Below are 21,240 nucleotides of genomic sequence, written 5' to 3' on the forward strand. Positions count from 1 at the left end.
TTCGTCAATCGCTACAACTTGATGCGCTTCGTCATGATGACGCTGTGACGTTACCCGGAGATCGCATCATCGCCGGAACTGCGCAGCGGCGCTCGGCTCTGATCATTATTCAAATGCACAAACTTCCGCAAAAGCCTCAATAGCTCTTGCGCGTCTGCTTCTCCCATTCCATCGAGTAAGCCGTGACTCAGCGCATCGGGTTGATCGTAGAGGTCGAGGCTGATCGCCGAAGTGGTTGTATCTGTTGATGTGGCGATGGAGGTATTTGCAAACTGTTGACTGACACGCATCGGGAGTCGCCGATGGATGCGCGACGCCGCCGAACTACGGTGGTCCAGGCATTGGCGGCGAACGGGATCGAGATCATGACCCCACCAGCCGTGGAGCAAAGCGCCGCCACTTTCGACGAGAACAAGACCATCGTCGACGCGCAATCCAGGAATCAGCTTGATTTTCCGCACCGGTCGGCAGCTCGATATCCATGTCGACGCCGGTCCCAATTGCGCGCGCTGCGTCATCGAGCGGCTGCTAAAAAACCGAGTCAGAGCATGTCGCTATCTATAACGCATAACTTGCCCGACTTTCCACACACGTCATAAATGACGGGCTCACTATGGACCCGCTGCCCGCTACGGCAGCTAACCATATGGAGCCAAAAAATGAAAAGCATTTTTGATCGGACGACACAGCGGCATAACCGGCCGGCGTTGCCGGCTTTCGTCACAGCGCGCGTCGAGCGGTATTACCGCGAGCGTGTGCAGGAAACGTGGGGCGGCGGGCATATCATGCGCGGCCGAATCGCCGGGCCCGATGCGCTGCATCTATCGAGCAACGACTACCTCGCGATTGCCCGGCATCCGGACATCATCGGCAGCATGGCCGGGACGCTGCGTGAGAACGGCAACGGGTTGTTGATGTCGGGCATCTTTCTGCACGGCGATTGCCCCCAGCTTCAATTCGAAAGCCGGCTTGCAACGTTCATGCACGCCGAGGCGGGGGTGCTGTGCCAGTCGGGCTATGCGGCGAATACCGGGCTGATCCAGTCGATCGCATCGGCGCAGACGCCGGTCTATGTCGACATGATGGCGCACATGTCGCTGTGGGAAGGCATTCGCAGTGCGGGCGCGGTCCCGGTCGCGTTCCGGCATAACGACGTCGCGCATCTCGAGCAGCAGATCGGGCGCTATGGGCAAGGCGTCGTGCTGGTCGACTCGGTGTACAGCACGACCGGCAGCGTATGCCGGCTCGTTGCGCTAGCGGACGTCTGCGAACGGCACGGGTGCGTGTTCGTCGTCGACGAGTCGCATTCGCTCGGCACGCACGGTCCGCGCGGCGCCGGACTCGTCGTCGAACTCGGGCTGGAGTCTCGTGTTGCGTTTCGTACCGCCAGTCTTGCGAAGGCGTTCGCCGGCAGAGCCGGCTTCATCACCTGCCCGGTCGATTTCCAGGAGTACTTCAAGTTCGAGTCGAATCCCGCCATCTTCAGCTCCACGTTGTTGCCGCATGAGATCAGTGGACTCGACGCGACACTGTCGGTGATCGAAGCCGCTGACCGGCGGCGTACGCGACTTGCGTCGAGTGCCGCCTGGTTGAGGCAGCGGTTGACGGAACTCGGGTATAACCTGAACGGCAGCGAGAGTCAGATCATCGCGCTCGAAGCGGGTACGGAGCAGCGCACGATCGTGTTACGCGACGCATTGGAGTCGCGGGGCATTTTCGGCTCGGTGTTCTGTGCGCCCGCGACTGCGCGAAACCGCGCGCTGATCCGCTTGTCGATTCACGCCGCGCTGAGCGATGGCGAGGTCGAAAAGATCGCGAGTGTCTGTCGCGACATCCGCAGCGAGGTCGAACTCGACAAGTGGCCGTCCACCCGGCGTCGCGGCGATGAATTGTCGTCCCGCAGACGAAAACGCGAGAGCACGAACGAACAGACGGCTGTGACAGCCTGATAGGCGCCTGACCCGACATGGAGTTCGGCTTCGCGAACTCCATGTCTTTTACATGTCGCGGTCGAGCCGTTCGAGGTAGCGGTCGTAGCTGAGGACCTGGCTCAGGTCCAGCCCCGGCGGGTTCGCAATGACCGCGCAGACGTAATCCTGCCGGCCGCTGAACCGCGTTGCCGGGTGCATGTAGTCTTCCCATGCGGTGCAATCGGTCGGGTAATGGCCTTCGGTTTGCCAGAAGTACGGCAAGCTGCGCCGACTGTCCAACTCCTTCAGAAAGTCTGCCGGCGCTTCCTGTTCGACGGCTATTTCGCGCAGACCCCGCAATGTCTCGTTCGTGTGGACGATCAGCAGATACGACTTGCCTGCACTGTCGAGCATCAGCAGGCCGCCCGGGCAATACGACAGATAGTGCTCGACGATGCCCAGCGAGCCGGAGAGTTCGGCCACCCGCGCAGCCAGCGCCTCGTCGCGCAGAAACGCGTACTCCGACACCGCCAGGGTATCGAGGATCGACTGGCACACATCGTCGAAATAGGCGTTCTGCAGTTCGCGCACCGCGCGATTGAGCGCCGGGACCGCCGACGCATCCTGCTTGCGAATGAAGCGATGAATGATGCCTTCGTTGAAGCTCTGCACCGCGATGTGTTCGTCCGCCTTGCCGGTCAGCATGATCTTGCGCACGGCAGGATCGGTCATGCGGCGGCAGAACTCGATACCGTTCATGCCGGGCATGTCGTAATCGACGACCACGACCGACGTCGCCAGGAAGCGCTGCGCGTTGTGAACCTGTTTGCGGACCGTGTTGACACTCAGCGCGATGACCTGCTGAGCGACGTCCTCGTCGGTGCGGTCGCGAAACGGCGCAAATAGCGGTTCGTCGGACGATCCCGGCCGAGGGCGGCTGTTCACGAAATCGAGCGCTTCCCCCGGTGAACTGAAGAGGCGGAACGCCAGCTGCGGATCGAGCTGAAGGCACAGATTCGACAGGAAGGCCGCGCTGTCGTCGACGAACGTGACCGTGGTCGGAAAATAGAATGGTTTGATCGTCTGCATCGTTAGGGCCGCGGAAAGGTCAAGACAAACTCGGTAAACATCCCTTCGACAGACTTGCAGTCGATCGCGCCGCCCACCCCGCGCATGACGTCGCGACAGAAAGCGAGACCGATGCCGGTGCCGATCGAGGCGTCGTCGATACCGGCCGACGACGTATAGAAGCGGGTAAAGATGTGCGGAAGAACATCGGGCGCGATACCGGCGCCGGTGTCACGGAACAGGAGCTGGTTGGTCCGCGGCCCGGTGACGATCCGGATCGAGATCAGCGCGCTGTCGACGCTTGCCATCCCACGCAACGCGTTTTTCAGGAGATTGAACAGAACATGGACCATCAGCATTTCCGACCCATGGAAGGTGAAGTCCGTGGCAAGGTCGGTGAGTACCCGTTCGCGCTCGCCCTCGCGAAACGGATAACGTTCGAGCGCGCTCCTGACCGACTGCGCAATCGAGCAGCCGGTCGCGCCATGTGAGTAACCGCCCGTGAAGCGCGCGTTCGCGAGCAGCATGTCGATGATCGCATTCGAATGAATGGCTTCCTGCTCGATACGGGAGAGCACGCCGTCCATTGACTGAAGATGCACGAGGCGGATCTTCGGAACCGGCAAGTCGCTTTGCTGCGCAATCGAATAGCTTTCGAGCAGCGATGGAAGATAGCGGCCTAGACCCGAGGCGCCGGCGCGAATCGCCAGCAGCGGGGTGCGCAACTCATGCGCGACGCTGCTGGCGGTGGCGAGCATCGCGCGTTCCTGTTCGATTCTGATCCGGTCCATGTCGTAGTTCGCCACGATGCCGATTGCGATCGCGAACGAGAAGATCGCCAGATGGGCGGCATAGGTCGTATGGAGCACGACAGGGTCCGTCGTCAGCCAATAGGCAAGGTACGCCACACCAATGCCGATGACGAAATTGAGCAGCAGCATGAACCAATCGAGCAGCAGCACCATGACAAAGGCCGCAATCAGCGCGCTTTCGATCCATACGTTGGAGCCGTTGTTCTTCAATAGCATGAAGGTGAAGAAGAACGGTAACGAATAAAAGATCGTCGCGTACCAGTAGTACGGCAAGAACTTCCTGGTCCGCGCCGGCCAGCGATCGGAAAACAGGATGGGGATAAACAGCGCGGAGCCGACGAGCCGCAGCGGCAGATTTTCGTAAGGCTGGGGAAACAGTGCGTGCCAGACGTAGAAATAGAGCGGGAAGCCGACGATCGCAATGATTGCGAACGGGCGCATCCTGCGGCGCATGTATTGGAGGTTGCGTGCAGCAGGGACGAATGCCTGAGCAAGAAACGGGCGCATCGACACCAGCTTGCGAATGCCCCAAGGCGATATTCCGGTTGTACTCATTTGTATGGGGCCAGGAATTTACCAGCAAGTTCCAGAGCGTCTCTTCTCCCAACGATCGCTCCCCGTTCGCATGCGCCGCCTGAAACAGTAGGCCATGCGGTTGTACCGCGCGATTCAAGCATGACGTCACGGCTATGACTGCCGTGTGAATCCGAATTCTGACCGACCACGCCGTCAATGTCACGGCAAATGAACGAAATCCGGATTGAGTCACGATGGGTCATGCCTGTGCGAGGTGGAGTAAAGGACCGGCGAAGAGCGCGTTAATTATGCGAATTGGATTGAATGGGGCGAATCGGAAAAATCCACAAGTTCGCCGTAGTCGCCGATTGCGCACCGATCATCGGATATTACAAATAGCTTATTCGCGTGCATATTGCATAAACACAAATTTGATAAAAAATTGCTGCGATATCCGTCGGAAAATGGCAGCAATTCGCACTCCCGGTTCCAGCACTACAACGATATTCAGTCGTTGTCGTGCTGAATAAATTGTAATTCATGCGTTAATCGCTCTGAATGGCCAATAGTTTTTAATTAGCAGACGCTATTCAGCATAAAAGCGCGTCGCATTAGTAAAAATACCGATGCTGTAGTCAGACTACATTCTTACATTACCTCACACGGAGGATCGCTAACAGCCAATCCGGCTGGCCCGAATCCCCTGCTGGCAGGCACACGTCTACGCAGTCACCCTGCGTCGCCGGCCCTCGCGTCCGCAATGAACCCATCCGACGCGCTCCGCTTTCGCATCGCCCCACCCAAGCAGGATTTCGGAGACACAGACATGCAGATGAAACTATGGCCGGTCGTCGCGTTAGCGGCGACGGTGTGCGTCGCTGCCCGCGCCGATGTGCCCAATTTTCCACTCGATTTCGCGCCCACTTCAGCGGTGATGAACGCGTTCGAATCAGCGGTCGCGCACCGGCGTGCCGACTCTCTCGTCGGCAAAATGACGCTCGACGAGAAGCTGCAATTCATTCATTCGGAATACGCAATGTCCGCCGTGCCGGGCGGCGGTGCGGGCTACATTCAAGGTGTGCCGCGCCTCGGCATTCCTGATCTGAACATGGTCGATTCCGCGACGGGCTCCGGCAGCACCTCGCAGACCAGCACGACCTTCCCCGCAACGATCGCGCTTGCGGCCAGCTGGGATCGCCGGCTGTCTTCCGACTTCGGCAAGCAGGTCGCGATAGAGCTGCGTGCCCAGGGCTTCGGAATGGGACTCGGCGGCGGCACCAATCTCGCACGCGAGCCGCGCGGCGGCCGGCTGTTCGAGTATCTCGGCGAAGATCCGGTGCTTGCCGGCGAGATGCTCGCCGAGCGCACCGACGGCACGCAGAGCCAGAAGGTCATCGCGACGATCAAGCACTACGCCGGCAACGAGCAGGAACACAACCGCGGCGGCGGCAACAGCCAGATCGACGAGCGCACGCTGCGGGAGATCTATCTGTTGCCGTTTGAAATCGCCGCAAGGCGCGCGCAGCCCGGCAGCGTGATGTGCAGCTACAACCGGCTCAACGGCGCCTATGCCTGCGAGAACTCGCATCTGCTCAACGACGTGCTGAAGAACGACTGGCGCTTCGAAGGACAGGTGCAGTCCGACTGGGGGGCGACGCACAGCACGGCGAACGCGATTAACGCCGGTCTCGACGAGGAAGAGGACGTCGGCTCGACCGTCTATCTGACGCCGGCGGCGCTCAAGCAGGCGATCGCGAACGGCTCGGTCTCGACCGCGCGCCTCGACGACATGGTGCGCCGCAAGCTGTACGTGATGATTCGCACCGGCGTGATGGATGATCCTGCGAAGGGCGGCGGCACCATCAACTTTGCTGCCGCGAACGCATTCGTGCAGGCGGTCGCCGAGCAGTCGATGGTGCTGCTCAAGAACGACAACAATCAGTTGCCGCTCTCCGCCGGGTCGCTTAGCCGGATTGCGGTGATCGGCGGCCACGCCGATGCGGCCGTGCTGACGGGCGGCGGGTCGGGCAATACGCGTGATCCGGTCACGGGCTCGTTCGCGGGTTGTGGCGGCTTGACGTTCGGCACGTCGACAGGGTGCAGCTGGTGGACCAATCCGTGGCTGAAGCTGGATACGCCGATCGTTGCAGCGATCCGCGCGCTCGCGCCGTCGGCGCAGGTGAGCTTTGCCGGCAACAGCGATCAGCAGAACCCGTTCCGCACTTACACGCAGCAGGAGATCGAACAGGCGGCGGCGCTCGCGAGCCACTCGGACGTCGCGGTGGTCGTCGTCGCGCAGCCGGCCGGTGAAGACTTCGGTGATCTGCAAAGCTTGAGCCTCGCCAATCCGTCGAACTAGGACGCGCTTGTCAGCGCGGTGGCGAGCGCCAATCCGCGCACGATCGTCGTCGTGGAAAGCGGCAACCCGGTGCTGATGCCGTGGAAGGATAGCGTGGCGGCAATCGTCGAAGCCTGGTATCCGGGCGAAGGCGGCGGCAAGGCGATCGCGAACCTCCTGTTCGGCAAGGTCAATCCTTCCGGCAAGCTGCCGGTCACCTTCCCGATGCGCGACCAGGACTCGCCGACGTGGGGGCAGAGCGGCGCGTTCGTGCCGGATCCCGTCTACTCGGAACAGCTGAACATGGGCTACCGCTGGTATGACGCGAAGAACATCACGCCGGTGTTCGAGTTCGGATACGGGCTGTCGTACACGCATTTCACCTACTCGGGGCTGTCCGTTGCCCATCGCCATGACGGCGCGCTCGACGTGTCGTTCACCGTGCGCAACGATGGCCGCGTGGCGGGCGCGGAAGTGCCGCAGGTGTACCTTGGCGTGCCCTACAGCGGCGAGCCGCCGCGACGTCTGGTCGGCTGGGAGAAGATCGGCATGAACCCGGGCGAAACACGCCGCGTGCGCATCACGGTCACGCCGCGCATGCAGAGCGTGTGGGACACGTCGCGCAACGGCTGGCGCTATGTGCCTGGCGGCACGGTGTATGTGGGCGCGTCGTCGCGTGACATCCGGCTGCAAGGGAGCTAGGCGTTGTAGTTTGTAGCGCGCCCGGGCGCGGTGTTTCGCGTCCGGGTGCGTGCGTTGTCTTGCTTGCCAGCAAGGAGGCGTGGCACAGTGCTGGCGAGTCAGCTTCAAGCGAAGACGAAGACGCAGAAACAGGATTGAAAGTCATGAACGACAAGCGAGATGTAGCGCCAGACAGCACAGCAGCGCGAGTTGCCTTGTGGCGCGCTCTGCATGTCGAGGCCGATCCGCCGCCGCATGTGCTGGAAGACAAAATCGGCCTTCAACTGCTGGCCCCGGACGAGGGCTGGCGCGCTCGCGGGGACATGGACCCGCAGTTCACGCGTCCGTTTCGCGCGTCGATCGTGGCGCGTGCCCGCTTCATCGAGGACCTGGTCGTGGAGCAGGCCGGCTTCGATGACGGCAAGCCGGCCGTCGTGGTCTCCACGGGCGTCAGCATGTATCTCACCACGGATGCGAACGCGGCCGCGTTGCGTGAGGTCGCGGCCTTCGCTCCAGGATCGACGTTCGCGATGACGTTTCTGCTCCCGCTGGAGATGGCGGACCCCGGGGTACGTCCCGGGCTTGAAATGGCGGAGAAGGGAGCGCGAGCAAGCGGGACACCTTTCCTGAGCTTCTTCACGCCGCAGGAGATGCTGGCGCTGGCCCACGAAGCCGGCTTTAAAGAAGCACGGCACGTGTCGGCGGCAGATCTTACCCGGCGCTACTTCACGGGCAGGACAGATGGACTGCGTCCGCCGAACAATGCGGAAGAACTGCTGGTGGCAAAGACATAACTGCCGGCACGATTTCCGACCGACATGGCTGCGCGAATGAAGTCTTCCCGTGCCGTATCGCTGGCTCCGACGCGGAATCATTGCCGCCGGGCGTTGTTCTTCATGAGAAAGAAGGTAAGGGCGGCAACGACCAAGGCTAGCGCGCCACCAAAAGCGGCGATGTCGCGAGATCCGTCCCAGGCTACGGCCTCGCGCAGGAACAGAACGGCGAGGACCGCAATCACGACGCTGACCAGATTCCCCTTCAGGTCTTCAAGATTGTTGACTTCCAGCCACTTCGGTAACGGCAGCTTGTCGTCGATGAATAGCGAATAGAGACCGATACTGATGATGTAGACCGCGATAGCGATCAGAAATACGTCGACCGCCTCGACTATCCCAACCGCGAAAATCTTGACCGACTTGGCCGACAGCGAGCGTTCCCGGATCGCATCGATGGCACTTGAGAACAAGACTACCGTCTCATACAAGGTCAACGCCACAGAACCCAGAAACGTCCCGATGACGGGAATGATCATGATGTAGCGGCTCGAAGCCAGGACACGTCGCAGCATCAAAGTCACCTCTGTTGGGCAAGCATGATGGGGCAGGTTGAGGACAGGTCGTACTCTGTTTTCGGGCGCTGCGTCAATGCGTTCGACCTTCCTGAGCCGCGTTAGATTGTTTGACATTAAGCGGCTGTGCTAATCAAGCTGCCGATTCGATCGCACGCACTATCGCGAAGTATAGATCCAGTGAATCAGCGACGCGCGAACTGAGCGTCGTGAGCGCGGGGGCGCGAAAGGGAGCGCTGAAGCACGATGCCGCCGCACGCCGCAGTCCGAAACCAGGTCATTGCATCGGTTCTGAAAATCGCCGGCAGTCCACTCGCGGCAGAGAATTCCGCATTTCAGATCTGACTGATCCTTCGGCGGCTTACACTATTCTCCAGCGAACCGCGAATCTCCAATCAATTGATCACCGACGATGCCCGCCGCTCTTTCATCGACAGCCGAAACCTGTTCCGCCTGGTACGACCAGGCCTTCAACGCGTATCAGGCCGGACACTTCGACGCAGCGGCGGCGGCCCTCGATCACCTGTTCGCACTGAACGGGACACACGCCGACGGCCTGCATCTTCGTGGCCTCGTGGCATTCGCATCGAACGACGCCGCGTCGGCTCAATAGTCCGTCCTGAACAATTCGCTTTGCCGACCACCGGCGTTACGGCGATGGGACCGCGGCAACGCTGCGGTTGAACAAGGCAGCGAGAACGAAGAAAGAAGCCGCAGCTTCTGGAGGATCATCCGCAAGTTGTGGCCGGCGCCGCACCGATCTGCCGCGCGTGGGCGTGGTATGGGCTGGCGGCAATACGGGTTGGAGTGCCGACGGCGCACGCAGTCTCGCTCCGGCGCAGATGGCTCCGCTGTTTGCGCTGACACACGTATGCTGGGTCAGCCTGCAAAAAGCCGATGATCCTTCGAAGCGCGCCCGCGCAAGCGACGCGGCGGACGTGCTCGTATCGATCGCGACGGCTCTGAAGCAGACACCGCTCGCTCGCGGGTCAAGCGCGCTTCAATGTGAACACGACGCGGGCTGACCACCGGTGTTTGGTCATGCCTGCGCACAGAATCGATGACAGCCCCCCGGTTACGGGCCGCCTACTTCACCTGGTGACCGGAGCTCTGCTGGGCGGGTCGAGGCTGAACACGCGCACAATCATCGCGTCAATCATTCTAAAAAAGCCGTCGCCGCCATAGCCGGCGAGGAAGGCGATCGCTGACGCCGATAACGTCAGCACCCCCGCCCCGGAGTGGACCTGGGCTGCGACTGAGGCCGGTGTAAAGAACAGCCCGACCGCAAGCCCGGCAATTGCGCCGATAATGAGGCGGATGATCCCGAGGGTTTCGTCGCGTGGCGCGAGCAGGCTGCAGGTGATCCGGTTGCCGATGTCACGCAGAAACGACGCGATTGTGCCGACTACGCCAAATACTACCGGCAACACGTAGCTCGCATACGCGGAAAGCACCAGGGTGATCGACTGGATATTCTCCTGCTTCGCCACATAATCGTCGCCGCGGTTTTGCTGAATTCCATGCGAAGTTGGGAACGGCCACATCAACCATTTCGACGGCCAATGATTGGCAAAACTCGCGGCGTCGCTGATCGACTTGTCATAGCGCGCCTGATAGTAGGACCACTGATTGCACAGCAGCTTGATCGGGTTGCTTTGCTGGGCAATCTTCTCGTCACTGCAACGCACCGGAGCGGGGTCGTGCGTCTGCTGCCCGGCCGGCAACGCTGCATTTTCCTTGTCGGCCTGCGCGTAAATCTGATTGGTCAGGTCGGCCGCGCTCTTCTGGTCTTCCTCGAATCGCGAGGTCACTTGCACCCCGAAAACCACGATCCACAATAGCAACGCCGCGAACAGCGTGAGCACGGCACCCACCCGCGCCACACCTTTATGAAACCAGCGAAAACGCTTCGCGCTTGTAATCAGGCCGGGATATGCCGTCTGCGCCACTGAACCGCGCGTCTGGCGAGGCTCTTGCCGCGTTTTACCGAAAATGGATTTGTCCGTCTCCGCAAGAAAAATATACGTATAGGCTATCGTGACACCGGAAGCCGGATAGGCGATTGCGTTCAGTTTGTCTTTGACGGACAGAAGGAGCGCGGCATTGTCCGCCCTGGCTGTGATATCCAGCGCAGGTTGCGGCGGATACCGCATTTCGCAAATGCGTTGGAGAACCTCGTAGGCCGAGAGGATTGATCCGGCGACAAGCCGATTCGGAAACTTGATGTCGCCTATTTCCGATATATGGACATCGGGCCGCCCGGAGATATAGTCCAACAGCAGGTGCACCTCATTGAGGTCGCGACTGAAAATGAGTTCGTCGAAAGTGCCCGACTGGGCTTGAGCGACGGGTGGGTTAGCGACATGAAGTTCGGCCATCGGAATGCCTCCGCGATGCGTCTGGTCCCCGAGCGAATCGGCAATCAATGTGACTCCTCGCTGGTATGCGTCTGTTGGAGCGCTGAAGCCGGATAGTGCAGACAATAGGTGATAGGGCGAACATTTCCAGAGCAAGCCGACCGGTTATGCGGTCTAGTGCACAGTCACGGCGCTCGCAGCTTGACCCTGCGAGACGTGATTGGCCACTATCAGACGTGCTTTTGTTCGCAAAACAGACGTCATCCGAGCCCGGTTGCTCGCGCGATCAGAACCACTCCAGCGCCGACAACGACGGCCCCGATGACTTGCGCGACGCGCTCTCCACCCGGCGCCAGACGTTCGCCAGTAATGGCTGCCGTCACGAGCGCCATCGCGCGCAGGTCCATCACGCCGACAACCAGCAGGACCACCGTCAGGCCAGCACAGCAGTAACCGCAGTGGAGGCCGAGACGCAGGCCGTGTCGCCAGGCGGTGCCGGCATCCGCCGGCAAGCCGCCGCAATGCCCCGGCGCCGCGCGGCAGCATTCAAGCTGGCGTGCCTTCCACGCGGTGCACTGCAGCGCGCCGGCGATCAAAACGACCACGCCGAGCGCGACCGGAACGGCGCGCGCGAGCGCCGGCAACCGCATCGCGAGCGCCGCCAGCGCCACGCCCGACACAAAGGCGGCGATGCCGAACGCGGTCCACACGGCGAAATACCCGACGCCCACCAGCACGGTCAGCCGTCCCAGACGCGTCCCGCCTGTCCCGCCGACCGCCTGACGATAGCGCCACAGCATCGGCGTGAGAGATGGCAGCATCATCGCCACCATCATCACGATCCACATGCCGAGAAACGATGCTGTCGCGCCGGCCCACGTCTGTCCGCACATCGGCATCCACGCCATCGACATCGTCCAGCCGCCGGGCATCGGCATCTCGCCCATCGCCGACATCGACGCGCTGCCCGCGATCGTCGCCGCCGCGCTGGCAGCGAAGCACAGCGCGGCGACGCCAAAGAACGCAGCGTCGAAAACCCTGCGTCGCGAGACCTCCGGCTCGCCGGCTGCACGAACGGCGCGCACGAGCTGGCTCATCGCCTGTCGTACTCGTCGTGGCGGCGCCACCAGATGCCCGACTCGTTGCGCCCTTTGGGCGCGCGGTCCAGCCACTGGTACATGCCCCACAACCCATCCACGCCGCGCGCATAGGTGGAATAGCTGTGATAGACGACGCCGTCCTCGAGCACGAACGCGCTCACGCCGGGCCGCTCGCGCGAGTAGGTGGCCGCGTCGGTGCCGGACATGGCCGCGAATTCGATGACGGGCTGCGGTGTGGGCGTCGCGTCCATCGCGTGGTCGCCGCGCGCGTAGTTGTATTCGATGTCGCCCGTGCGCTGCTGCTCCTCGGTGAACGAGACGTTGAAGTCGAAGTTGAAGTCGCCGCTCGACGACGACGCCCACGGAAACGTCCAGCCCATGCGCCGCTTGTACGCCTGAAGTTTCTCGAGCGGCGCGCGCGACACTGCCAACAGCATCACGTCGTGGTTCGCCAGGTGCACGGCGAAGCCGTTGAAGCCGTCCGCGATTGCCGAGCACGACGGGCACCCCGCCTTATAGTCCGGGCCGAACATGAAGTGATAGACAAGCAACTGCGAGCGTCCCTGGAACAGGTCGGCCAGCGACGCGCTGCCCTCATCGGTTTCGAACCGGTAGGCCTTGTCGACCCGAACCCACGGCAGCGCCTGACGTTGCTGCGCCAGCTCGTCGCCGCGCCGGGTGAATTCCTTCTCCGCGTTGAGCAGCTCGCGCCGCGCGGCTAGCCACTCTTCACGCGTTGCGGTCATATGTGTCGTCATCATGGGTTCCTCCGTTGGTTGTCCCGCGCCGTTCGGCGGGTTGCCGATCCGGCGTCGTGAACGGGTTGATGGTCGTGCTAGATTAGTACCGGGCATCGAACGGATGGGAGTGACAAGTGTGGCGGGATTGGGCTGACCCATGGACTCGCTGATCACGGCCGCGGCGCGGGCGCTCGCCGCGGGTGATCCGCTCGGCGCGCTGGACCGCGTCGCATTGCGCGACGACGCGCCTGCGCTCGCGCTGCGCGGCATCGCGATGGCGCAACTCGGCGATCTGGTTCGAGCGAAGGCGCTCGTGCGCAGCGCGGCGCGCGCGTTCGGTCCTGACGACGCGGTGGCCCGTGCGAGGTGTGTCGTCGCCGAAGCCGAGATCGCGCTCGCGTCGCGCGAGCTGGGCTGGCCTGCGAAGGCGCTCGACGCCGCGAGGGTGACGCTCGAAGCGCACGGCGACCGCCTGAACGCCGCGCATGCGCGGTATCTCGAAGTCCGGCGCTTCCTGCTGGTCGGCCGCCTCGACGAGGCCGAACGAACGCTTGACGGGCTCGCCCCCACGCTGTTCCCGCCCGCGTTGAGGGCCGCCCATGAACTGGTCGTGGCAGGCGTCGCGCTGCGCCGCCTGCGGACCAGGACGGCCCGCGCCGCGCTCGCGCGGGCTGGGCACGCGGCGCGCCACGCCGGCATCCCGGCGCTGATGGCGGAGGTCGAAAGCGTATCGCTCGTGCTGAACACGCCGGCGGCGCGCCTGATTGCGCGTGGCGACGAGAGGCTTCTGCTGCTCGACGAGGTCGAGACGTTACTGGCGTCGAACGCGCTTGTCGTGGACGCGTGCCGTCATGTCGTGCGTGACGCGGGCACGGTGGTTTCGCTCGCGAGCCGCCCGGTGTTGTTCGCGCTCGCCCGCGCGCTGGGCGAAGCGTGGCCCGATGATGTGCCGAGGGACACGCTCGTCGCGCGGGCGTTCCGCGCGAAGCACGCCGATGAATCGCATCGCATGCGGCTGCGGGTCGAAGTCGGGCGGCTGCGCGCGGCGCTCGGGACGCTAGCCGGCGTGAGTGCGACGAAGCGCGGGTTCGCGCTGACGCCGCACCGCGCCAGCGAGGTTGTCGTGCTGGCACGGCCCGTGGAAGGGGAGCATGCTCAGATGCTCGCTTTCCTCGCCGACGGCGAATCGTGGTCGAGTTCGGCGCTCGCACTGGTGCTCGGCGCGAGTCAGCGCACCGTGCAACGGGCACTCGACGCGCTGGCGACAGCCGGCAAGGTGCAGTCATTCGGCCGTGGACGAGCGCGCCGCTGGATGACCCCGCCCGTGCCGGGATTCGCGACGACCTTGTTACTTCCCGCTCCACTCCCCCTTGATTAGGATGGCGACATGAATCGATCAGCGGCCAAAATCATCCGTGAATATGGACCCTTTCCGGGTGTCGATAAAGTGAATGGGGTCACCTATGATGGACAGCAGGTCTGGATTGCGAGCGGAGCAACGCTGAATGCGTTCGATCCGGCGACCGGCAAGACGCTGCGCTCGATCGACGTCGCCGCGGACGCGGGGACGGCCTTTGACGGCGAGCACCTGTTCCAGATCGCCGCCGGGCGCATCCAGAAAATCGATCCGAAGACCGGCCGCGTGCTCGCCACGATCCCGGCGCCTGGCAATGGCGGTGACTCGGGGCTCACCTGGGCCGAAGGGACACTCTGGGTCGGGCAATATCCGGAACGGAAGATCTATCAGATCGATCCTGAAACCGGCGCGATTCTTCGCACCATCGAGTCCAATCGTTTCGTTACCGGGGTCACCTGGGTCGGCGGAGAACTCTGGCATGGCACCTGGGAAGACGACGCGAGCGAGTTGAGGCGGGTCGATCCTCGAACGGGAGAGGTGCTGGAGAGCGTCGAAATGCCGGCTGGGATGAGCGTGTCGGGGCTCGAGTCCGATGGTGAGGATTGCTTCTTCTGCGGCGGTGGAGGCAGCGGGAAGGTGAGAGCTGTCCGGCGGCCAGCGCGAGGGGATGTGGACGGGAGCGGGTCCGGGATGCCAGTGGATTCGACCAGCGAGTGATTCGGGTGAGCCCAGTCCGCCCACGGGAAGCGTGACGAGAGAAAGCTAACGATGCCCAGACACGATCCGGCGCCTCATCGTATTCAGAAAGCCCCGATGACACGGGGGCGCCGGCGATTTCTCATCATTTGCGTTCTCGTGCTCGTGGCGGTGCTGGGCTGGGCGCTGGAGACAGCACTCAGGCCCGCCCTGCAGCGCACGATCGTCATCACAAGCGGCGCGGACAATGGGATCTATCGAGGCTTTGCGGATCGCTACGCCCCCATCCTGAAGCGCGATGGCATCACGCTCGATATCCGCAATTCTTCCGGGTCGGTTGACAATTACCAGCGGCTGACGAATCCGGACAGCGAATACGAAGTGGGCTTTATCCAGTCGGGCACCACAAGCCCCAAAGAGACCGATCAACTGCAGACCATCGCCGCCGTCTCATACGAACCGATCTGGGTGTTTTATCGTGGCGACACCGTCATCAACCGGCTGGCACAACTGCGCGGCAAGAGAATTGCGGTAGGCGTTCCTGGTAGCGGCCTGCTTAACGTCTCCCTCGTATTGCTCGGCTATAGCGACGTCACTCGCGAGAACGCCACGCTGCTGGAAATGGACGCGCTCAATGCATATCAAGGCCTCGAAAGTGGCCAGCTGGATGCCGCGTTCTTTATCGGCAGACCCGATGCCGCCGTACAGAAAATGCTGCTGAACAGCAATCTGAAGCTAATGGATTTTGCCCAGGCCGACGCTCTGGTTCAGAAATTCCCGTCTCTGTCCAAGATCATTTTTCCGCGCGCCTCGACCAGCATCGTCAACGATCTGCCGCGCACCGATGTCACCTTGCTGGCCGCCACGGCGCTGCTGGTGTCCAAGGACAGCTTGCACCCGGCGCTGGTCTATCTGCTGCTGGACGCGGCCAAAACGGTCCACGGCGGCGAAGACTACTTCACGCCGCTCGGCACGTTTCCCAACCTGCGCACCGAGGAATTTCCCATTGCCGATGAAAGCACGCGTTACTTCAAATCCGGCCGGCCGTTCCTGCAGCGCTATCTTCCATTCTGGCTGGCCAGTCTTATCGAAAGGCGATTGCTGATCCTGGTCCCCTTCATGGCCCTGTTGATCGGCTTGTTGCAGGCGCTGCCGCGCCTCGTGGAGGCGCGGATCAAAAAACGGCTGGTGGTTTGGTATCGGGAAATCAAATCGCTGGAAGATGAGACCTGGAGAAACACCCAACCGACTTCAGCCCAGATCGCGAAATGGCGCGTTGAAATCGAGGACATCGATGCGCATGCCAGCCAGATAAGGATTCCGCATCGTTATTTCGAGGACGTTTATGCGCTCAAGCAGGCGATTGGCGTCGTGCGGGACCGGATTGCCCAGGTGGCGGTGAAGGTCAAGGCGTAGCGGGGCGACGCGGTGGTCGTTCTTGAGAGAGCGGTATCGGGAGGACGCATAAGGCTGGCGAGACCTGGCGTCTGCCCGCGATTCGACATAACGATGCGCGATGGTGAATGGATCATGCCGGCAGCGCCGGGTGATAATCTTGCCGCGCAACCCCGAAATACATGCGAGCATTCGTGCTGACGTGGTTTCATCCGTGCATGCTGTCGGCACACCGTGTAAGGTAATCGTACGGCAGCGGCAGCACCAGTCGATATGGCGAGTGACACGCGGTTTCGTCGCCGCCTGCATCGTTCATTCGACGATACCCAGGGGCGGGCAGTTCGCAGATCAATGGAGCATTGACAGATGACCGACAGATTGCAGGCGTCCGTATCCGTTGTCGTACTGCTGCTGATTGTGGGCTGGGTGCTCTACATCGGGCGCACGGTTTTCGTTCCCATTGTGTTCGGCGTTATCGTGGTCTATGTGATTGTCGGCTTCACGCGATTGCTGGAACGCATCCCTGTCGTTGGAGCGCGACTGCCCATTCAGTTGCGTTATGCGCTATCGGTGTTCCTGATCGCGGCCGGGATCTTTCTCGCGATCGACATGCTCGTTGCGAACTACGACGGCCTCGTCGCACTGGCGCCGCGATATCAGGAATCGATCCTCTCGCTGATCCAGAAAGCCGCCGCGCTGCTACAGCTGGAAGCCGAGCCTACCTGGGATTCGCTGCGGCGTGACATGCTCGCGCAGTTCAACATTCAGGCGCTCGTGGCAAGCATGCTGGCTTCGCTGTCATCGGTGATCGTCAATATCTTTGTCGTCGTCCTGTATGCAAGCTTTCTGCTCGTCGAGCAACGAACGTTTGGCGAGAAGTTGGCGAACATGGCGGCGAATTCGAGCAACGCTGCACGTATCAAGAGTGTCGTCATCGACATCAATCGGCGCATCGGCGCCTATCTCGCGTTGAAGACGCTGCTCGGTGTGGTGCTCGGCGGCCTATGCTGGGGCGCGATGCTCAGCGTCGGGCTTGAATTCTCCGGGCTTTGGGCGGTGCTGACTGCGCTGCTTAACTACGTGCCCTATATCGGCTCGGTGCTGGCCATCATCTTTCCGGGACTCATGTCGGTGCTGCAATTTGGACAGGTCAACGAAGTACTCATCGTGCTGCTGTCGCTGACCATCATTCATTTCGTGATCGGCAACATACTCGATCCGTACCTGATGGGTAACTCGCTTAACCTGAGTCCGTTTGCGATTCTGGCAAGCATGGCGATCTGGTCGGCGTTATGGGGTGTTCCCGGTGCTTTTCTTGCCGTGCCGATTACGGTCAGTGTGACGATTATTTTCTCGGAGTTCGAGATGACGAGACCTGTCGCCGTTCTGTTGTCGAAGAACGGCCGGCTGACTTATGGCGGAAGTTCGCCGGTTGCTTGAGATGGGTGCCACCCCTATTGCGCCAAAGTTCCGCCAAACCCCGTGCTGGCAAAATAAAGCACAAGAAAATAGCCGAGCACATAGAGCGCGTAAGTCTGCGCGTTGCCGGTATAGACCAGGCGTATTTTCCCCGCCGCGGCGAGCGCCGCGTGCGAAACGCCGCGCCAGAACATCAGCGCAAACGGCGGCACCGTGCGGGCGAGGATCGGCCGATAGAACCTGAAGAAGCCGGGGACATGCTCGGCATCGCGGCTTCGGCTGCGATAGAACAGCACGAAAAGAGCGAACAGCCCGACGGCTACGGCCAGCACCACGAGCACGACAGGTGTCGGGTTCCAGAAACCGTAGATGCTCTCCAGCGACATCCCTTCCCACACCAGCGTCGAAGCAAACTGCGGATCGATCGCCGCCGAAACCGGTTCGATCAGCAGCTTCGGGAAGAACGACAGCACCATGATGCCGACGACCAGCACGAGTTGCGGCACGAGCAGCAGAAGCGGCGCCTCGCTGACCGGCGGCTGTCCCGGATGGCGGCGCCCGAGGAACAGACCGCTGACGAAACGGATCATGTAGAGAAAGCCGATGAACGTCGCCATCAGCCCGCCTACGGCCAGGCCGTACCAGCCCTTGTCCGTCATCGCGCTCAGCAGCAGCCACTTGCCGCCGAAGCCCATCAGCGGCGGCAAGCCGGACATCGAGGCGAGCGCGACCACCACCATCGCGAACGTGAACGGCATCGCGCGGCCAAGGCCATTGGCTTCAGCGAAGTTGTGCGTGTTCGTGCGCAGGATGACGCCCGCCAGCGCGAGGAACAGAATGCCCTTCACCATCATGTGGTTGGCGACCAGATAGAGCGCCGTGACCCAGCCAAGGTGGCTCATCAACGCGATCGCGGTGACGATATAGCCGAGCTGGCTCATGCTGGAATACGCGAGCAGGCGCTTGAAGTCGTTCTGCCGCAGCGCCATCAGCGCGCCCGCGAGGGTCGTCAGCATGCCGATCCACGCCATCACATGCGCGAGCTCCAGCCCGACCTCCGAGCGTATCGTCAGATAGGTGCCGACCAGCAGGCCGAAGATCGCCACCTTGCTGACGACGGCCGACAGCATCGCGGTGACGTCGTCCTCCGCTTCCGTGTAGGCGCCCGGCAGCCACACATGCACGCCGATGGCGCCCGCCTTGATGAGAAAGCCGACGGCCAGCAGCACGAACGCACGGCTCGCGTCCGGGCCCGAGCGGATGAGCGCCGCCAGTTCGATACTGCCGTCGAGCGCGGCGACGGCGGCGAATCCGGCCAGCAGAAAAAACGCCGACAGCAGCGAAAACAGCAGGAAGGTCAGCACGTGCGGTCCAGCGCTCCGGCATTTCGCAATCAGGAAGCACGAAGACAGCGTGATGATCTCCCAGCTATAGAAGAATTCGAGGGTCGTCGTGGAGCGCAGCAGCGCCGGGATCGACAGCAGCAGGACCACCAGCATCGGATAGAAGCCGTGGCGAACATCACTGCGGTAGAGGCTCGCCGCGGCAATGACGAAGCTGCCCGCCAGCAGCAGCCACGCAAAAAGCACGGCAATGCCATGCGCGTCTTCGGCGAGCCATGAGCCCACCAGCGCGACCGTGATCAGCGTCAGCACACCCTTGAGCCGACCCGGCAGACGATCCCCCGCATAGAACAACGCACCCGCGACGAGAGGCGAAAATATCCACGCCGATGCCGCGCCCGAGAATGAAGCACCGGCATAGCCCGCGGCGATCAGGAGCACCGCGACGCCGAACAGCGGCAACAGCGCAACCGGATCGGGGCCGGCCTTGACCGCCTCTTCCGACGGATGCAGCGCCCGCACGAACCAGTGAAACATGTAGGCCGCTTCGAGCAGCGAGCCAGTCAGAATCAGCCCGATCCAGTAGGGCTTGCCGGCAACCGTCAACTGCATGACCAGCTCCCATTTCGCCCAGAAGCCGGGGAAGGGCGGCAGGCCGGCAATCGCCACCATGAAGAGTCCGAGCAGACCGATCAGTAGCGGACTGCGCGACAGGATGGCGCGCGCATCGCTGCCATGCCGACGCAGAATGCCGATCAGCCAGAACAGGCCTGCCTTGGCGAACAGATGGTTGATGAACAGGCCGCCGACCACCAGCGGGATCGACGTATCGGCTCCCACCTGGTGCAGCAGCGCGAGAGCCAGCATCAGCAGTCCCATCTGCCCGATTGATGAATAGCCGAGCACCCGCTGCGGTTTCGTCTGCTTGAGCGCGAGCAGATTGGAGAACAGGAAGGTGACGCCACCGGAGACGGCAATCAGGCCGAGCTGGTTTTCGAACAGCGGCAGCAGCTTGAGCAGCGCGAAGAATACGCCGGCCGAGACGCCGACCGACACCATTGCCGCAACGCCGCTCGGGGCGGTCTCGTAGACGTCGAGTCCCCAGCCGTTGGCCGGAAACGGCTTGAGTTCGATGATGAGGCAGGCGAACACGAGCAGCACCGCCGTGACGGCGATCGGGCCGTTGAGCTCGGCGCGCACCGCGATCAGGTCGTCGATATTCAGCGTGCCGGTGACGTAGTAAAGCAGCACCGAGCCGAGCAGGAAGAAGGTCGATGCGATGACCGTCGCCATGATGTATTTGAACGCGGCGGCCAGCGCGGCCGGCGTGCGATCCAGCCCGAGCAGCCCGTAGGTGGCGATCGAGACGATCTCGAGAAACACGAAGAGATTGAACAGGTCGCGGGTCATCACCATGCCGTCGATGCCCATCACGAGGATCAGATACAGCAGCAGCGCGGCGTAGTTGCCGCGCAGGCGATCCCACAGTTGCAGCGCCCCGAGCAGCGCCACCACATTGACGCTGAGCGTGAAGAAGCCTTCCCACAGACCGAAGCGCAGGCTGATCGAGACGGGCGGCTGCGCGCCCGCCGTGAGCACGTCGATGGTCTGGCCGCCATTGAGCAGACCGAAGAACGACACGCCGCTCACCAGCACGATGCCGCCGAGCGCGACGAAGAAGCCGCCGGTCAGCCACGGCTTGCCGAGCCGGTACAGCAGCGGAATGACGAAGCCGCCGCCCAGCCCGAGAATGAAGATGTGCAGCGGATGAAACAGCGCGGCTACCATTTCGACTCTGTGAAGGCGTCGATGGAAAGCGTCTTTTTGGCGGCGTAGAGGCGGATCGCGAATGCCAGCATGACGGCCGTGACCGACAGGCCGATTACGATCGCGGTGACCACCAGTGCCGACGGCACTGGATCGATCGCGCGCCGCGCGGCGTCCGCTTTGCTCAGCGCCGCGTCGATGATCGGCGCAGTGCCGCGCGTGATATAGCCGGTTGCGACCATCACGATGTGCAGCCCCGTGTCGATCAGCGCGAAGCCGATGATGATGCGCAGGATGTTGCGCTGGGTCAGCATCCCCCACAGGCCGATCAACGCGAGGCAGAAGCCCGTGATCAGAAGGATGGTCGAAACCGGCAGGCCCGTGGTCATGCGC

At 62.3% G+C, this 21,240-nt stretch carries 16 protein-coding genes and 1 pseudogene; 8 read left to right on the plus strand and 9 right to left on the minus strand.

What is annotated here, in order from left to right; translation table 11 throughout:
* Positions 1-50 precede the first annotated feature (50 nt).
* Positions 51-518 (minus strand): hypothetical protein, encoded by a 468-nt coding sequence (locus tag HV744_RS37415; RefSeq protein ID WP_246279103.1) that lies wholly within the window; start codon positions 516-518, stop codon positions 51-53.
* Positions 519-659: 141 nt separating this feature from the next.
* On the opposite strand from HV744_RS37415, the gene cqsA reads away from it, so the two are divergent.
* Positions 660-1,949, plus strand: a complete 1,290-nt coding sequence (gene cqsA, locus HV744_RS18500; RefSeq protein WP_175150894.1) for an alpha-hydroxyketone-type quorum-sensing autoinducer synthase — start codon at positions 660-662, stop codon at positions 1,947-1,949.
* Positions 1,950-1,997: 48 nt separating this feature from the next.
* Here cqsA and HV744_RS18505 read toward each other — a convergent pair whose 3' ends face one another.
* Together HV744_RS18505 and HV744_RS18510 are read right to left on the minus strand one after the other, a co-directional pair.
* Positions 1,998-2,999: a response regulator gene (locus HV744_RS18505; RefSeq protein WP_175150895.1), complete on the minus strand. Its 1,002-nt coding sequence runs from the start codon at positions 2,997-2,999 to the stop codon at positions 1,998-2,000.
* 2 nt (positions 3,000-3,001) lie between these two features.
* Positions 3,002-4,345, minus strand: coding sequence for a sensor histidine kinase (locus tag HV744_RS18510; RefSeq protein WP_246279104.1), 1,344 nt, complete (start codon positions 4,343-4,345; stop codon positions 3,002-3,004).
* A gap of 787 nt (positions 4,346-5,132) precedes the next feature.
* Between HV744_RS18510 and HV744_RS18515 the strand changes: the two are divergent.
* Both HV744_RS18515 and HV744_RS18520 read left to right on the plus strand, forming a co-directional pair.
* Positions 5,133-7,346, plus strand: a pseudogene (locus tag HV744_RS18515) (beta-glucosidase).
* Positions 7,347-7,489: 143 nt separating this feature from the next.
* On the plus strand, positions 7,490-8,119 hold the full coding sequence (locus HV744_RS18520; protein ID WP_175150896.1) for a class I SAM-dependent methyltransferase: 630 nt from the start codon (positions 7,490-7,492) through the stop codon (positions 8,117-8,119).
* 77 nt (positions 8,120-8,196) lie between these two features.
* Here the strand turns inward: HV744_RS18520 and HV744_RS18525 are convergent, their stop codons facing one another.
* The gene (locus HV744_RS18525; RefSeq protein WP_175150897.1) at positions 8,197-8,673 is read right to left on the minus strand and encodes a YqhA family protein; all 477 of its coding nucleotides are present in this window, start codon (positions 8,671-8,673) and stop codon (positions 8,197-8,199) included.
* A gap of 412 nt (positions 8,674-9,085) precedes the next feature.
* On the opposite strand from HV744_RS18525, the gene HV744_RS18530 reads away from it, so the two are divergent.
* On the plus strand, positions 9,086-9,286 hold the full coding sequence (locus tag HV744_RS18530; protein ID WP_175150898.1) for a hypothetical protein: 201 nt from the start codon (positions 9,086-9,088) through the stop codon (positions 9,284-9,286).
* Between the two features lie 478 nt (positions 9,287-9,764).
* Here HV744_RS18530 and HV744_RS18535 read toward each other — a convergent pair whose 3' ends face one another.
* The 3 genes from HV744_RS18535 to HV744_RS18545 form a co-directional block, all read right to left on the minus strand.
* Entirely contained in the window at positions 9,765-11,099 is a 1,335-nt protein-coding gene (locus HV744_RS18535) for a hypothetical protein (protein ID WP_175150899.1), read from the minus strand.
* A 191-nt stretch (positions 11,100-11,290) separates the two neighbouring features.
* The gene (locus HV744_RS18540; protein WP_175150900.1) at positions 11,291-12,127 is read right to left on the minus strand and encodes a DUF2182 domain-containing protein; all 837 of its coding nucleotides are present in this window, start codon (positions 12,125-12,127) and stop codon (positions 11,291-11,293) included.
* Positions 12,124-12,888, minus strand: coding sequence for a DUF899 domain-containing protein (locus tag HV744_RS18545; RefSeq protein ID WP_175150942.1), 765 nt, complete (start codon positions 12,886-12,888; stop codon positions 12,124-12,126). The genes HV744_RS18540 and HV744_RS18545 overlap by 4 nt, the downstream gene beginning before the upstream one ends.
* Before the next feature lie 139 nt (positions 12,889-13,027).
* On the opposite strand from HV744_RS18545, the gene HV744_RS18550 reads away from it, so the two are divergent.
* The 4 genes from HV744_RS18550 (at position 13,028) to HV744_RS18565 (ending at position 17,758) form a co-directional block, all read left to right on the plus strand.
* Entirely contained in the window at positions 13,028-14,248 is a 1,221-nt protein-coding gene (locus HV744_RS18550; RefSeq protein ID WP_175150901.1) for a helix-turn-helix domain-containing protein, read from the plus strand.
* A 9-nt stretch (positions 14,249-14,257) separates the two neighbouring features.
* Complete coding sequence (locus HV744_RS18555) at positions 14,258-14,944, plus strand: NHL repeat-containing protein (protein ID WP_175150902.1); 687 nt, start codon at positions 14,258-14,260, stop codon at positions 14,942-14,944.
* 96 nt (positions 14,945-15,040) lie between these two features.
* Positions 15,041-16,339, plus strand: a complete 1,299-nt coding sequence (locus HV744_RS18560) for a TAXI family TRAP transporter solute-binding subunit (protein ID WP_175150903.1) — start codon at positions 15,041-15,043, stop codon at positions 16,337-16,339.
* A gap of 345 nt (positions 16,340-16,684) precedes the next feature.
* Entirely contained in the window at positions 16,685-17,758 is a 1,074-nt protein-coding gene (locus HV744_RS18565; protein ID WP_175150904.1) for an AI-2E family transporter, read from the plus strand.
* A 14-nt stretch (positions 17,759-17,772) separates the two neighbouring features.
* Here the strand turns inward: HV744_RS18565 and HV744_RS18570 are convergent, their stop codons facing one another.
* Positions 17,773-20,868: a complex I subunit 5 family protein gene (locus tag HV744_RS18570; protein WP_175150905.1), complete on the minus strand. Its 3,096-nt coding sequence runs from the start codon at positions 20,866-20,868 to the stop codon at positions 17,773-17,775.
* Entirely contained in the window at positions 20,862-21,236 is a 375-nt protein-coding gene (locus HV744_RS18575) for a sodium:proton antiporter (protein ID WP_175150906.1), read from the minus strand. The genes HV744_RS18570 and HV744_RS18575 overlap by 7 nt, the downstream gene beginning before the upstream one ends.
* Between the last annotated feature and the right edge of the window lie 4 nt (positions 21,237-21,240).

Source organism: Paraburkholderia ultramafica (genome assembly GCF_902859915.1).
Classification (GTDB): Bacteria; Pseudomonadota; Gammaproteobacteria; order Burkholderiales; family Burkholderiaceae; genus Paraburkholderia; species Paraburkholderia ultramafica.

What these genes read in the sequence shown, in the direction of transcription:
- HV744_RS37415 (WP_246279103.1), bottom strand. Translation starts at nt 518, where the DNA reads ATGACGCAGCGCGCGCAATTGGGACCGGCGTCGACATGGATATCGAGC.
- cqsA (WP_175150894.1), top strand. Translation starts at nt 660, where the DNA reads ATGAAAAGCATTTTTGATCGGACGACACAGCGGCATAACCGGCCGGCG.
- HV744_RS18505 (WP_175150895.1), bottom strand. Translation starts at nt 2,999, where the DNA reads ATGCAGACGATCAAACCATTCTATTTTCCGACCACGGTCACGTTCGTC.
- HV744_RS18510 (WP_246279104.1), bottom strand. Translation starts at nt 4,345, where the DNA reads ATGAGTACAACCGGAATATCGCCTTGGGGCATTCGCAAGCTGGTGTCG.
- HV744_RS18520 (WP_175150896.1), top strand. Translation starts at nt 7,490, where the DNA reads ATGAACGACAAGCGAGATGTAGCGCCAGACAGCACAGCAGCGCGAGTT.
- HV744_RS18525 (WP_175150897.1), bottom strand. Translation starts at nt 8,673, where the DNA reads ATGCTGCGACGTGTCCTGGCTTCGAGCCGCTACATCATGATCATTCCC.
- HV744_RS18530 (WP_175150898.1), top strand. Translation starts at nt 9,086, where the DNA reads ATGCCCGCCGCTCTTTCATCGACAGCCGAAACCTGTTCCGCCTGGTAC.
- HV744_RS18540 (WP_175150900.1), bottom strand. Translation starts at nt 12,127, where the DNA reads ATGAGCCAGCTCGTGCGCGCCGTTCGTGCAGCCGGCGAGCCGGAGGTC.
- HV744_RS18545 (WP_175150942.1), bottom strand. Translation starts at nt 12,888, where the DNA reads ATGACGACACATATGACCGCAACGCGTGAAGAGTGGCTAGCCGCGCGG.
- HV744_RS18550 (WP_175150901.1), top strand. Translation starts at nt 13,028, where the DNA reads ATGGACTCGCTGATCACGGCCGCGGCGCGGGCGCTCGCCGCGGGTGAT.
- HV744_RS18555 (WP_175150902.1), top strand. Translation starts at nt 14,258, where the DNA reads ATGAATCGATCAGCGGCCAAAATCATCCGTGAATATGGACCCTTTCCG.
- HV744_RS18560 (WP_175150903.1), top strand. Translation starts at nt 15,041, where the DNA reads ATGACACGGGGGCGCCGGCGATTTCTCATCATTTGCGTTCTCGTGCTC.
- HV744_RS18565 (WP_175150904.1), top strand. Translation starts at nt 16,685, where the DNA reads ATGACCGACAGATTGCAGGCGTCCGTATCCGTTGTCGTACTGCTGCTG.
- HV744_RS18570 (WP_175150905.1), bottom strand. Translation starts at nt 20,868, where the DNA reads ATGGTAGCCGCGCTGTTTCATCCGCTGCACATCTTCATTCTCGGGCTG.
- HV744_RS18575 (WP_175150906.1), bottom strand. Translation starts at nt 21,236, where the DNA reads ATGACCACGGGCCTGCCGGTTTCGACCATCCTTCTGATCACGGGCTTC.